The sequence below is a fragment of the Micromonospora luteifusca genome, from assembly GCF_016907275.1.
In the GTDB taxonomy this organism is placed as follows: domain Bacteria; phylum Actinomycetota; class Actinomycetes; order Mycobacteriales; family Micromonosporaceae; genus Micromonospora; species Micromonospora luteifusca.
Genome location: NZ_JAFBBP010000001.1, coordinates 5,571,141 through 5,584,140, shown reverse-complemented (window position 1 = coordinate 5,584,140; position 13,000 = coordinate 5,571,141). Strand labels below are relative to the sequence as shown.

Here is a 13,000-nt window from a genome sequence, read left to right as displayed (position 1 = left end):
ACGGGCAGGCGTCGCCACCGGTGACGGCAGGCGGTGCGGACGGGGCCGGGCAGGGGATGGAGATGTCGTGTACGTGACGCTGCGGGACCGGCCGGACGATGCCGGTACGAGCCGGGCCCGCATCGCCGTGCGCCGCGTATCCGGAACGGTCGTGCTGCTCGGCACGGTCAGTCTTCTCACCGACGTGTCCTCGGAGATGGTGGCATCGATCCTGCCGCTCTACCTGACCGCCGTGGTCGGCCTGAGCCCTGTCGCGTACGGCTTCCTGGACGGCATGTACCAGGGCGTCAGCGCGCTGGTACGGATCGCCGGGGGCTATGTCGGCGACCGCGGGCAGCGACCGAAGTGGGTGGCGGTGACCGGGTACGCCACATCGGCGCTGAGCCGCCTGGCGATGCTGCCGGCGGCCGGCTTCGCGGCGATAACCGCGGTGGTCACCGCCGACCGGTTGGGCAAGGGCCTGCGCACCGCGCCCAGGGACGCCCTGATCGCCGCGGCGTCGCAACCGGACGTGCTGGGGCGGGCCTTCGGCGTGCACCGGGCGCTGGACACCCTTGGCGCCGCCATCGGCCCGCTGGTCGCCTTCGCGCTCCTCGCGGCCGTCCCCGGCAGCTACGACTCGATCTTCGTCGTCTCGTTCGCCTTCGCGGTCGCCGGGGTGGCGGTGCTGGTGCTGCTCGTGCCGGACCTGCCGACCGCGGCCGGCGCGGCCCGAGCCACTCTGCGAGAGGTGTTCTCGGAGGTCGCCGGACGAGATCTACGGCGACCGCTGCTGGCCGCCGCGCTGCTGGGCCTGCTGACCATCGGCGACGGCTTCCTCTACCTGCTCCTGCAGGAGCGGGACGACTTCACCGCCCGCTACTTCCCTCTGCTCTACGTGGGAACCAACGTCGCCTACCTGGCGCTGGCCGTACCCATGGGGCTGCTGGCCGACCGCGTCGGCCGCGCCCGGGTGCTGGTCGCCGGCCACCTGGCGCTGCTGGGCGGCTACCTGCTCGCGGCACTGCCCAGCAGCGGCGTCGGCGGGACACTCGCGGTCCTGCTGCTGCTCGGCACCTTCTATGCCGCCACCGACGGCGTGCTGGCGGCGTTGGTGAGCCGCCTCGTGACCGCCAGGGCACGGGGAAGCGGAATCGCCGCCGCCCAGACCACCGTGGCGCTGGCCCGGTTCGCCGCGTCGGTGCTCTTCGGTCTGCTCTGGAGCATCCAGGGTCCCCGCCCGGCGCTGCTGCTCTTCGCCGCCCTGCTGGCGGTCGCCGTGCCGATCGCCGCCTGGCTGCTGCGGGGCATCGATCGTCCGACCCCGGCGACGCTTTCCGGAGCCCGACCCAGCGGAGTGCCGGCATGAGCGGGCGGATGGGTGGGCTCGGGCCACGGGCGCGGCTGACGGCGCTGGCGGTGGTGCTGCTGGTGGCGTTCGTCAGCGCGGGCGGCTATGTCTGGCGGGCCCGGCAGGACGTGACCGCCGCGCGGACGACGGCGACCGGTGCGCCGACACGGGACGACCTCGCCGTGGTGCGCGACGTGCCACACCTGGTCTTCCGGAACACGGCTCTCGGCGCCGACTACGGCCGGGTGGCGATGGTCCCGCTCTCGGCGCCGAGCGGGCCGCGCGCGGTCACCGACGCCGCCTGCGAGCGGGTCTACGCGACCCGGGACGAGGCGATCTGCCTCTCCGCTGACCGGGGCCTGCTGACCACGTACCGGGCGCGGCTGCTCGGCGCGGACTGGTCGGCGCGGCGCGACCTGCCGCTGGTCGGCACACCGAGCCGGGCCCGGTTGTCGCCGGACGGGTCGCTGGTGGCGACGACCACGTTCGTCTTCGGGGACTCGTACGCGAATCCGGGGCAGTTCTCGACCCGTACGGTGATCAGCCGGACCGCCGGTGAGGTGGTCGGGGACGTCGAGCGGTTCGCACTCGTCGTCGACGGCGCGGTGGTCACCGCCGTGGACAAGAACCTGTGGGGGGTGACCTTCGCCGACGACGACCGGTTCTACGCCACCGCCGCATCCGGGGGGAAGACCTGGCTGGTCGAGGGGAGTCTCGCAGCCCGCCGGATGACCGCGCTGCGGGAGGACGCCGAGTGCCCGTCGCTCTCGCCGGACCGGACCCGAATCGCCTTCAAGAAGCACGGCGACCTGCCGCCCGGCCGCTGGCGCCTCGCCGTGTACGACCTGGCGACCGGCACCGAGACGCTGCTCGCCGAGACCCGCAGCGTCGACGACCAGGTCGAGTGGTTGGACGACACGAGAATCGTCTACGCGCTGCCCCGCGGCGGCGCCGGGACGGCGACCAGCGACATCTGGTCAAGCCCGGCGGACGGCCGGGGCGCTCCCGAGCTACTGGTATCCGACGCCTGGTCGCCGGCGGTGGTCCGGTGAACGCCGAACAGCCGGGCCCGCAGCCGGCCGACAAGAGGACTCCTGGCATGTCACGACTGGCCATCATCACCCCCAGCTTCGCGCCCGACTTCGACCGCTGCGCCGACCTGCACCGCTCGGTGCTGGCGCACTCGCCGGATTCGATACGCCACCACATCATCGTGCCGCGAGCCGACCTGGCGCTCTTCGGTCAGTTGAGCGGGCCGCGTGCGGTGATCCACGACGAGGCGGACTTCCTGCCCCGATCCTTCCGGTCCCTGCCGGGCGGGAACCTCTCGGTCAACCTCCGTCGCCCGTTCCCGCCGTTACGCGGCTGGATCCTGCAGCAGATCATCAAGCTCGCGGCCGCGGCGCGATCCGACGCCGACGTCGTCGTGCTGGTCGACTCGGACATCCAGTTCGTTCGGCCGTTCTCCGCCGACACCTTCCGTCGCGACGAGGTGGTCCGCTTCTATCGCAAACCCGACGAGGTCGACGAGCGGCTCCCCCGGCACGTGATCTGGCATCAGGTCGCCCGGTCCCTGCTCGGTGTGCCGCCGGCCGCGCCGCCCTACCCCGACTACGTCTCGTCGCTGCTGGCGTGGGATCCGGCCGTCGTACGGCGGCTGCTGGCCCGGGTGGAGTCGGTGACCGGGCGCCGGTGGGCGGACGCGATCGGGGGGAAGCTGCATTTCTCCGAGTGGACGCTGTACGGCGTCTATGTCGACGAGGTTGCCGGGGCGGGAACGAATGTCGACTCCTTCCGCGTCGCGGACACCCTCTGCCATGCCTACTGGGAGGAGACCCCATTGAACGAACACGCGATGCGGGAGTTTCTCGGCGCGATCCAGGATCACGACATCGCGGTAATGATCTCCGCCAAGTCCCGTACGCCCACGCCACTGCGTCGAAGGGCGCTGACCAACCTCTCCCTGGGCTGAGCACGGACGACAATGCGATGTGCGAGAGCGGCCCGGATACACCGACGGCCCAACGCGGTGGTCGAACCCGGCCGTCCGGCGCGCTGACCGGTGAAACAGGACGATTCCGCGGGTCACGCCAGAGCGGTACGCTCGGGCCGGCCCTCCACTGAAGGTTCCCGATCCAAGGGCAGGAACGAGAGCATGGTGCGGCGATTCAACGGATCGACGACGACCATGACCGGTGACGCCAGGCGTCTGAACGGTGGCCGGGCTTCCGGAGAAAGACCCGCCGAGACCCGCCGGGTGGTGCGACCGCAGGGATCCCGCCAGGCCGCTTTCATGCTGCAGCTCTTCATCCTCAGCGCCTTCATCTTTCCGTCGGACACGGTGATCCGGATCGTCGGCGCGCAGGGTTATCTGGCAAGCCTCGTATCCCTCGTCCTCTTCCTGGCCTGGGCGGTGACGGCGCTGCTCGGCCTGCACGATCCGGTCCACACTCGTTATCCCGTCCGCGGGGCGTTGGCGGTGCTGTGGATCTGTGCGTTGCTCTCCTACGCCGCCATGCCGCTGTTCACGCCGGACGAGACCCAGCGGCTCAGCGCCGACCGCTGGATGCTGCTGCTCGTCGGCATGTCCGGGGTGATCCTGGTGACCGCCGAGCACCTGCGCAGCCCGGCCGACCTGCTGCGCGTCATCCGGACCGTGGTGTGGGGAGGCGCGTTCTCCGGTGTCGTGGCCACCCTGCAGTTCTGGTTCCTGTGGGACCTCAAACCGCTGCTGCGCCTGGCGCTGCCGGGCTTCGAGGCCGGTGCCGAGTACGGCTCGTTCCAGGGCCGCGACGCGCTCGTCCGGGTCACCGGGACGACGATTCATCCGATCGAACTGGGTGTGGTCGCCGGCATGCTCCTGCCGTTGGCGATGTGGCTGGGCATTCACGACCGGGAACGCTCGACCGTGCGGCGGTGGCTGCCGGTGGGGCTGATCGGCATGTGCATACCGATGTCCGTCTCCCGGTCGGCGATCCTGGCTGTCGGTGTCGCGATGGCGACGTTCATCGTCTGCCTGCCCGCCAAGCAACGGGTCTGGCTGTTCGCCTTCGCGCCGGCCGCCGTCGTCGGCATCTTCGCCACCACACCGGGCTATCTGCGGACGATCATCGGCTCCATCACCATGGGGACCGAGGATGCCTCGATCACCAACCGGCTGGACAACTATCCCCGAGTGGTCGCGCTCGTCCAGCAGGCCCCCTGGCTGGGCCGGGGCGGTGGCACGTTCCTGCCTGAGGACGCCACCCGGATTCTGGACAACCAGTACCTGAAGACCTCCATCGAGATGGGTGTCCTCGGCCTGGCCGCGCTCCTGCTGTATTTCCTGGTCCCCGCCCTCACGGCACTGCAGGCGCGGGCCCGGGCGACCGATCCCGAGCTGCGCTCGCTGTGCGGGGCGCTCGCCGGTGCCTGCCTCGCCGCGGCGGTCGGGGCGTACACGTTCGACGCGTTCTCGTTCGCGCAGTTCGCCTCGGTCCACGCCGTGGTCCTCGGGCTCTGCGCCACCTGCTGGCTGGCCGGCCAGCGGTGGCCCGCGCAGACCCCGATCTTCCCCGTGTCGGTGACGGCGGCGGCCCTGCGGCCAGCAGAGCCGGCATCGTCGCAGGCCGCCCGCCCGTCTCCTGCCGCAAGAATTGAGCCCTGATGGATCTCCTGGCCCTGTTCACGACCGTGCGACGCCACAAGCTGATCGTGCTGGCAGTGTTCGCAGTGCTGATCGCCGGGAACGCCTTCGTCGCCTTCGGGATAGCGCCGCGGTACGAGTCGCAGGCGCAGTATGTGCTGATCGCCCCGCCTCCGCAGCCGAGCGATGCCGCGATCGCCCGGGATCCGGCGCTTCTCAAGGTCAACGCCAACAACCCGTACCTGCGACTGCCCAACCCGTCCGTGGTGGTCGACGTGCTGGCCCAGCGGGTGTCGGGCGGCCTGGTCCGCCAGGGGTTGATCAGCCAGGGGGCCGACAAGGATTACATGATCAGCTCGACCAACGCGATCGGCTCGGGCCTGGTCATCAGCATCGTCGGCACGGGCAACTCGCCCGATTCGGCCGTGAAGACGCTCGACCTGGTGTCCGAGAGCATGGAAAAAGAGCTGTACGACATGCAGAAGGTCGACGGCGCGGACGACAAGTACCTGTTCCAGGCACTGCCGATCAACCCGCCAACGGATCCGACGCGCAAGGTCACCGGGACCATCCGGTCGATGATCGCGGTGTCGGCCGCCTGCCTGGTGCTGCTCTTCGGCATGATCTCCATCGCCGAGGCGGTCGGCCCGCGCCGTACGAAGCAGGTGGTGCCGTTCGACGGTCCGGATGCTCATCGAGAGGCGACCGAGCCGACGAAGGCGCCCGTCGTACCGCCGCGGGCCAACGCCTCGGATCTCACCATCGTCCTACCTCGCGTGCGGGGCGCGGAGCAGCAGGGTCCGGCGAGCCAGCGGCCTAAGCGGGACTAGCTCGGCCTGCTCATCGGCCCAGGTTGTCAGCCATCCGACCGAGCGTGCCTGATCGGGTGGCAGTTGGCGGCCGGCCGGCGTTACAGCCAGTGTGGACGGCCGTTGGCAAGAGATGAGGGGTTCTCTACTTTTCAGTATTGAGCCGCCCGGCAGGCGCCGTGCCGTCTCGTAACGAGAGGTTGGTGCCCGATGGCGATGAAGAGCCCGCCACTGATCCGGACGGCGTTGCCGGGCACACTTCCGCGAGCTGGCGGTTGGGCCACCACGGGGGGTGTGCACCGCCGTTTCCGGCCCGGCCTGGCGGCCCTCGCCGCCGTCAGCGTCGTCCTCGCCGCGACGGTCACCGCGACGATCGCCGACCCGACGCCGGCCGCCGCCAGCTGCAGTCCGAATCCGGTGGTCTGCGAGAACGCCCAGCAGGGTCAACCGGCCACCGATTGGGACATCGACGGTTTCGGCGACTGGACGATCCAGGGTTTCGCCACCGACATCAGCGTGAACCGTGGCCAACGGATCGACTTCAAGATCGACACCGTGTCGAGCGCGTACACCATCGAGATCTATCGCCTCGGTTGGTACGGCGGTGCCGGCGCCCGGCGGATCACACCGGTGACACCGTCCGCGACACTGCCCCAGCACCAACCCGACGAGTGCATCACCAACCACGACACCCAGATGTTCGACTGTGGGAACTGGCGGGTGTCCGCGTCGTGGCAGGTCCCGGCGGACGCCGTCTCCGGTGTGTACGTCGCACGGTTGAAGCGCACCGACGTCGACACCGGCAGCGCGAGCCACATCACGTTCGTGGTGCGCAACGACAGCAGCACCTCAAGCCTCTTCTTCAAGACCTCCGATGCCACCTGGCACGCCTACAACACCTACGGCGGCGGGAACTTCTACGAGGCGCTGCAGAACGGCCGGGCATTCGAGGTCAGCTACAACCGGCCGTTCTCCACCCGGGGCAGCAGCAACGGTCGTGACTTCCTGTTCAGCAACGAGTACCCCATGATCCGCTTCCTGGAGCGCAACGGGTACGACGTGAGCTACACCACCGACATCGACACCGACCGACGTGGCAGCCTCATCCGCAACCACGACGTGTTCCTGTCCGTCGGACACGACGAGTACTGGTCCGGCCCGGAGCGCACCAACGTCGAGGCGGCCCGCGATGCCGGCGTGAACCTGGCCTTCTTCAGCGGCAACGAGGTCTACTGGCGGACCCGGCTCGCGCCCAGCGTGGATGGCACCAACACCCCGCACCGCACACTGGTCTGTTACAAGGAGACCTGGGCCAATGCCGACATTGACCCGACCAACGAGTGGACCGGCACCTGGCGAGATCCGCGGTTCATCAAGCCCGGCAACGGCGCGGGACAGCCGGAGAACGCGCTGACCGGCACCGCCTACATGAGCAACAACACCGACCTCGCGCTGCAGGTGCCCGAATACCAGGGCAAGCTCCGGCTGTGGCGGCACACCGGGCTCACCACCATCGCGCCGGGCCAGACGGCGACGCTCGCCCCGCACACGGTCGGCTACGAGTCCGACGAGGACGTGGACAACGGATTCCGGCCAGCCGGCCTCATCCGGCTCTCCACCACGACCGGATCGACACCTGAATACCTGCGCGACTTCGGCAACACGGTCACCCCGGGCGCCACCACTCACCACCTCACGATGTACCGCGCGGCCAGCGGAGCTCTGGTGTTCGGCGCCGGGACGGTCCAGTGGGCGTGGGGTCTGGACCCGGTCCACGACGGCACCACCTCGCCGGCCGACACCCGGATGCAGCAGGCCACCGTCAACCTCTTCGCCGACATGGGGGTTCAGCCGGCAACGCTGATGGAGGGCCTCCACGCGACGTCGGCGTCCACCGACACCCTGGCTCCGACAGTCACCATCACCGCGCTGTCGAACGGCTCGACGGTCACCAACGGCTCCCTGGTGACCGTACGGGGCACCGCCGCCGATGCCGGAGGTGGCCGGGTGGCCGGAGTCGAGGTGTCGACCGACGGCGGCGCCACCTGGCACGCCGCCGACGGCACCACGTCCTGGTCGTACAGTTTCCACTCCGGCGGCGCCGGCACTCAGGTGGTCCGGGTCCGGGCGATCGACGACAGCGTCAACATGCCGGCGACGCCGTCCACCCTCACCCTGAAACTGGCCGGGCCCAGCACCCTCTTCGGGTCCCGGGTGCCGGACAACCCGGCGGTCAACGACAGCTCTCCGGTCGAGCTGGGCGTGCGGTTCACCACGCAGGACGACGGCTACGTCACCGGCGTCCGCTTCTACAAGGGCGCGGCCAACACGGGTACGCACACCGGAAGCCTCTGGACGAGCACAGGCACCCGACTGGCCACGGGAACGTTCGTCGGGGAGACCAGCGCCGGCTGGCAGACGCTGGCCTTCGCCAGCCCCGTGCCCATCACCCACGGCACGGAGTACGTCGCGTCCTACACCGCGCCCAACGGCGGCTACGCCGCCGACCCACTGGTGTTCAGCGGCCGGGACGTGAACTCGGCGCCGCTGATCGCCCCCCGATCCATCCCGTCCCGGGGCAACGGCGTCTTCGCCTACGGCAGTGGCTTCCCGACGTTGACGTACAACGACGTCAACTACTGGGTGGACGTCACGTTCATCGACAGCGCGGCCGGGGCGCCGAGCCCGGTGGCAACCGCACCGTCGGCGAACGCCAGCACAGTGCCGATCACGGTACGTCCGTCCGTGATCTTCTCGAAGCCGTTGAACCCGGCGTCCATCCAGTTCACCCTTCGGAACCAGGCGGGCGTGCCCGTCGCCGGCACGGTCGGATACGACGACGCGACCAAGACGGTGACCTTCACCCCGTCGGCCTCCCTGGCCACCGCGACCATCCACACCGCCACCGTGACCGTTGCCGACAACCAGGGCAACCCGGGTGACGAGCCCACCGTCTGGTCCTTCACCACCGACGCGTACGCCGCCATCTACACGCTGTTCGCGCCGAACGCTACGCCGCAGTCGGCGGCGGACAGCGACCCCAGCGCCGTGGAACTGGGCGTGAAGTTCGTCCCGTCGACCGACGGACGGGTCGTCGGGGTGCGCTTCTACCAGGGGCCGGGCAACAACGGTACGCACACCGGCAGCCTGTGGACGGCCTCCGGCACGCTGCTGGCCCGTGCGACGTTCTCCGGTGAGTCGGGCTCAGGCTGGCAGAGCGTGCGGTTCGACAGCCCGATCGCGGTGGCCGCCGGTACCACGTACGTCGCGTCGTACTTCGCACCCAACGGCCACTACGCGTCGACGTCGAACTTCTTCTCGACGCTCTGGACCAACGGACCGCTCGGCGCGCCGCCGACCACGGCCAACGGCGTCTACAACTACGGCAGGCACGCGTTCCCGCAGAGCTCGTACCAGTCCAGCAACTACTGGGTCGACCCGCTCTTCGTGCCGGACTCGGCGCCAGGTCCGGGCCCGACACCAACACCGACGTCCAGCCCCAGCCCGACTCCCCCGACGGGCCCGCCGGTCAGCCTGTTCAGCGACACGGACACACCGCAGCATCCGAACTGGAGTGATCCGAACTCGATCGAGGTCGGCGCCCGGTTCACCGCGGACGTCAATGGTTCGGTGACCGGGGTGCGATTCTTCAAGGGGCCGGACAACAACGGACTGCACACCGGCACGCTGTGGACCTCCGGCGGGGACCTGCTGGCGACGGCGTCGTTCACGAACGAGACCGGATCCGGCTGGCAGGTTGCCACATTTTCACAACCCGTCAACATTTCGGCGGGCACCACGTATGTCGTCTCCTACTGGACCTCGGTCGGGCAGTACGCGGTCAATCTGAACGCCTTCGCGGGCCAGGGAATTGATCGGGGACCACTGCACCTACCGGCCGGTGGAGCGAGCTTCCGCTACGGTGGCGGCTTCCCCGATTCTGCCGTCTCGCACAACTTCTGGGTGGACGTCGTATTCCGGCCGAACACGTGACGCAGTCAATTACCGGACACTAGCTCGAAGCAGTCGGAGGTTGTGCGTCAGCGCGGACGTACGGCACCTTGAGGAACGGCGCGGCCATGCTTGCGCGGATTTCTGTCCACAGGCGATTGAGGGAGTCCTGGTGAGCCTGGCCGACGTGCACGTCACCGCGTGGTGACGCGGGAACGGCCGCGCCCGTTGCGGCGGCGGCCGACCGTTTCCGTCGTGGTTCCCTGTTACAACTACGGCCGTTATCTCCCGGCCTGCGTGCAGAGCATTCTCACGCAGGAGGGCGTGGACGTCGATGTCCTGATCGTCGACGACGCCTCACCCGACGGCAGCGTCGAGGTGGCCCGCACGATCGCCGTGGATCCGCGGGTCCAGGTGATCGAGCACGTGGTCAACCAGGGTCATCTCGCCACGTACAACGAGGGCCTGGCGAAGGCGACCGGCGACTATCTCGTCCTGCTCTCCGCGGACGACCTCCTGACGCCCGGTTCGCTGGCGCGGGCCACCGCGTTGTTGGAGGCGCATCCGGAGGTCGGTTTCGTCTACGGCTTCTCCGCGGCGTTCAACGACCACACACCCACACCGCGGACCCGGGCGACCTCGTGGACGATCTGGACCGGCGCGCAGTGGCTGGCGGAGAACTGCGGCCGGGCCACCAACCCGGTGTCGACGCCCGAGGTGGTGATGCGGGCGAGTGTCATGCACGACCTCAAGGGATATGACTCGCGGGTGCCGCACGCCGCCGATTTCCTGCTCTGGCTACGGGCCGCCGCCCGCGCCCACGTCGGCCGGGTCAACGGTGTCGACCAGGCCTTCTACCGCGTGCACGGGGCCAACATGCATGTCCAGGAGTTCGGCGGCATGATCCGGGACATCACCGAGCGAAACAGCGTCTTCGAGATCCTCTTCGCCGAGGAGGGCGACCGGGTCGAGCCGGTGCGCCACCTGCACAACGCGGCCCGGGCCGCGCTCGCCCGGACGGCGTTGTCCCTCGCGTGCCGGGCCTACGAGCTCGATGACGGCGGCGACGAGGTGCCCGAGCGGTTGGCGGCCCTGGCGGAGAGCATCGACGCCGAGGCGCGGGGGTCACGGCTCTGGCGGCGTTACGAACGCAACGTACGCCGCGGACCACGGCCCGAGCGCCCACCCCGGCTGCGGCGGCTGGCGGACCGGGTGGATCGCCGGGTGCGGTGGGGCTGGTGGCGTTGGCGGGGCATCCGGGTCTGACCGGCGCGGCGGACAAGCAGAACCACGAGGGCGAAGGGGCGGTTGACGGCATGTCGGCGATTTCGGAGCGAACGGTTGACGTCGGCGTGGCCGATCTCCCGTCGGCCGGGCGATCGGAAACACCCACCCCGGCGGACGGCCTCGGTCGGGCGCAGCGGGTCGGCGGGCACCCACCCGCCGAGGCCGAGGAGGTCCTCGTCCTGTCCGGCCTGAGCAAGGTGTACGAGCCGACGCCGCGGTGGATGCGGGTCCTGGCGCGGACGCACATCAAGTCGGACGTGATCGCGCTCGACGGCATCGACCTGACCGTTCGCGCCGGCGAGATCTGCGCGATCGTCGGCCCGAACGGCGCCGGTAAGACCACCCTGTTCCGGATAATCGTCGGCCTGACCACGGCGACCAGCGGCAAGGGCACCCTCCTCGGGCTCGATGTCGAACGGGACTCGGAGCAGATCCGCCAGGTCGTCGGCTGGATGCCGGCGGACGACCGGAGCCTGCTCATGCGGGCCACCGCCCGGGAGAACCTGCACATGCACGGCCGGTTGCAGGGCATGTCGCCGCGACTGATGGCGACCCGGATCCCCGAGGTCCTGGCGACGGTGGATCTGGAGTCGCGGGTCGACACGGTCGTCGCCGGCCTGTCGGCCGGCATGAAGGCCCGGCTGAGGCTGGCGCGGGCGCTGCTGTCCGGGCCCCGGGTGCTCATCCTCGACGAGCCGACCGGCGCGGTGGATCCGATTGCCGCGCACGGGCTCCTCGATCTGATCACCGATCTCGTCCAACGGGAGCGACTCGCGGTGCTGATCTCGTCGCACCGCCTCGAAGAGATCGAGGCGTTGCGTTCCCAGGCCCTGCTGCTCGACAAGGGCCGGGTCAAGTACTTCGGCGACCTCGACAGCCTGCGGGAGCAGTGGGAACGACCACAACTCGAACTGGTCTTCGCCTGCACCGACGCGGCCGACCAGGCAGCTGCGGATCTGACGTCGCTGGGCCTGGAGCTCACCGTCGACGGGCCCACCGTCCGGTGCTGGCTCAAAGCGCGCGACGGAGCGGGCGACGTGCTGGCCGCGCTCGGTGCCGGAGCCCGACAGGTCCGGCACGTCCGCGAGATCCCGATGCCACTGCGGGACCTCATCGCTCGCGCCTACCGTCACGACCAGACCGCAGAAGGCGGAGCGACATGAGCCTGGCCTACACCGCACCGATCGGCCGTCGTAGCCTCTGGCGCAAGTCGGTCGACACCTGTGCGGCCTACGTTCGCATCGACCTGGTGGAAGAGCGGATGTTCCCGGCCACCACCATCCTGCGGTACGCCGCGGTGGTCTTCCCCGTGCTGCTCTACTTCTTCCAGGGCACGTTCCTCAACGCCACCGACGCGTTCGCCTTCATGCTCATCGGCGCGAGCGTCACCGCGGGCTTCCAGGACGCGCTGACCGCACTGACCAACCGGCTCCAGTTCGCGCAGGAACGCGGCACACTCGAGACCTACCTGGTGGAGCCCGTGCCGTGGGCTCTGATCCCGATCGCGATGAACATCTGGCGCAGCGTCACCGGCACCGTGATGGCGGCTTTCATGATCGCGTTCGGCAGCCTGTTGGGTGCCCAGATCGAATGGCGTTCCATCCCCCTCGCGCTGCTGGTGTTCCTGGTCGGGATAGCCGCCTGCAACGCCATCGGCACCCTCGCCGCCAGCTTCATCATCCTGTTCAAGCGCGGCGAGCCGGTCATCATGCTCTACAGCCTCGCCGCGGGGGTGCTCGGCGGCACCCTCTTCCCCATCAGCGTGCTGCCGGAGTGGATCCGCTGGGTCAGCTACCTCGTGCCGCACTCCTACGTCATCTCCGCTGAGCGGCAGTTGCTCATGGCCGACCCGCCGGCCGAGGGGTTGTCCCCGCTGGTCTCGCTGGCGATCCTGACCGGGTTCAGTGTGATCATGTTCGCGATCGGCCTGACCGTCTTCGACCGCTCTCTGCGGCTCGCCCGCAAGCTCGGCATCCTGAGCATCTGACGGCGAGGCGA

At 69.6% G+C, this 13,000-nt stretch carries 9 protein-coding genes; all 9 read left to right on the top strand.

Annotated features, from left to right (window positions below; genetic code table 11):
* Nucleotides 1-67: 67 nt before the first annotated feature.
* Entirely contained in the window at nucleotides 68-1,348 is a 1,281-nt protein-coding gene (locus JOD64_RS25495; RefSeq protein WP_204944559.1) for an MFS transporter, read from the top strand.
* The gene (locus JOD64_RS25490; protein ID WP_204944558.1) at nucleotides 1,345-2,382 is read left to right on the top strand and encodes a TolB family protein; all 1,038 of its coding nucleotides are present in this window, start codon (nucleotides 1,345-1,347) and stop codon (nucleotides 2,380-2,382) included. Before JOD64_RS25495 ends, JOD64_RS25490 begins: the two co-directional genes overlap by 4 nt.
* Nucleotides 2,383-2,429: 47 nt before the next feature.
* The gene (locus JOD64_RS25485) at nucleotides 2,430-3,302 is read left to right on the top strand and encodes a DUF6492 family protein (protein ID WP_204944557.1); all 873 of its coding nucleotides are present in this window, start codon (nucleotides 2,430-2,432) and stop codon (nucleotides 3,300-3,302) included.
* Nucleotides 3,303-3,623: 321 nt separating this feature from the next.
* Entirely contained in the window at nucleotides 3,624-4,976 is a 1,353-nt protein-coding gene (locus tag JOD64_RS25480; protein ID WP_204944556.1) for an O-antigen ligase family protein, read from the top strand.
* Nucleotides 4,976-5,785 carry a Wzz/FepE/Etk N-terminal domain-containing protein gene (locus JOD64_RS25475; protein ID WP_204944555.1) on the top strand — a complete coding sequence of 270 codons (810 nt, stop codon included), beginning with the start codon at nucleotides 4,976-4,978 and terminating at the stop codon, nucleotides 5,783-5,785. Before JOD64_RS25480 ends, JOD64_RS25475 begins: the two co-directional genes overlap by 1 nt.
* A 189-nt stretch (nucleotides 5,786-5,974) precedes the next feature.
* Nucleotides 5,975-9,757: a DUF4082 domain-containing protein gene (locus tag JOD64_RS25470; RefSeq protein ID WP_204944554.1), complete on the top strand. Its 3,783-nt coding sequence runs from the start codon at nucleotides 5,975-5,977 to the stop codon at nucleotides 9,755-9,757.
* A 159-nt stretch (nucleotides 9,758-9,916) separates the two neighbouring features.
* The gene (locus tag JOD64_RS25465; RefSeq protein ID WP_307813642.1) at nucleotides 9,917-10,981 is read left to right on the top strand and encodes a glycosyltransferase family 2 protein; all 1,065 of its coding nucleotides are present in this window, start codon (nucleotides 9,917-9,919) and stop codon (nucleotides 10,979-10,981) included.
* Nucleotides 10,954-12,165 (top strand): ABC transporter ATP-binding protein, encoded by a 1,212-nt coding sequence (locus tag JOD64_RS25460; protein WP_204944552.1) that lies wholly within the window; start codon nucleotides 10,954-10,956, stop codon nucleotides 12,163-12,165. The genes JOD64_RS25465 and JOD64_RS25460 overlap by 28 nt, the downstream gene beginning before the upstream one ends.
* On the top strand, nucleotides 12,162-12,989 hold the full coding sequence (locus JOD64_RS25455) for an ABC transporter permease (protein WP_204944551.1): 828 nt from the start codon (nucleotides 12,162-12,164) through the stop codon (nucleotides 12,987-12,989). Before JOD64_RS25460 ends, JOD64_RS25455 begins: the two co-directional genes overlap by 4 nt.
* Nucleotides 12,990-13,000 lie beyond the last annotated feature (11 nt).

What these genes read in the sequence shown, in the direction of transcription:
- JOD64_RS25490 (WP_204944558.1), top strand. Translation starts at nt 1,345, where the DNA reads ATGAGCGGGCGGATGGGTGGGCTCGGGCCACGGGCGCGGCTGACGGCG.
- JOD64_RS25485 (WP_204944557.1), top strand. Translation starts at nt 2,430, where the DNA reads ATGTCACGACTGGCCATCATCACCCCCAGCTTCGCGCCCGACTTCGAC.
- JOD64_RS25480 (WP_204944556.1), top strand. Translation starts at nt 3,624, where the DNA reads ATGCTGCAGCTCTTCATCCTCAGCGCCTTCATCTTTCCGTCGGACACG.
- JOD64_RS25475 (WP_204944555.1), top strand. Translation starts at nt 4,976, where the DNA reads ATGGATCTCCTGGCCCTGTTCACGACCGTGCGACGCCACAAGCTGATC.
- JOD64_RS25470 (WP_204944554.1), top strand. Translation starts at nt 5,975, where the DNA reads ATGGCGATGAAGAGCCCGCCACTGATCCGGACGGCGTTGCCGGGCACA.
- JOD64_RS25455 (WP_204944551.1), top strand. Translation starts at nt 12,162, where the DNA reads ATGAGCCTGGCCTACACCGCACCGATCGGCCGTCGTAGCCTCTGGCGC.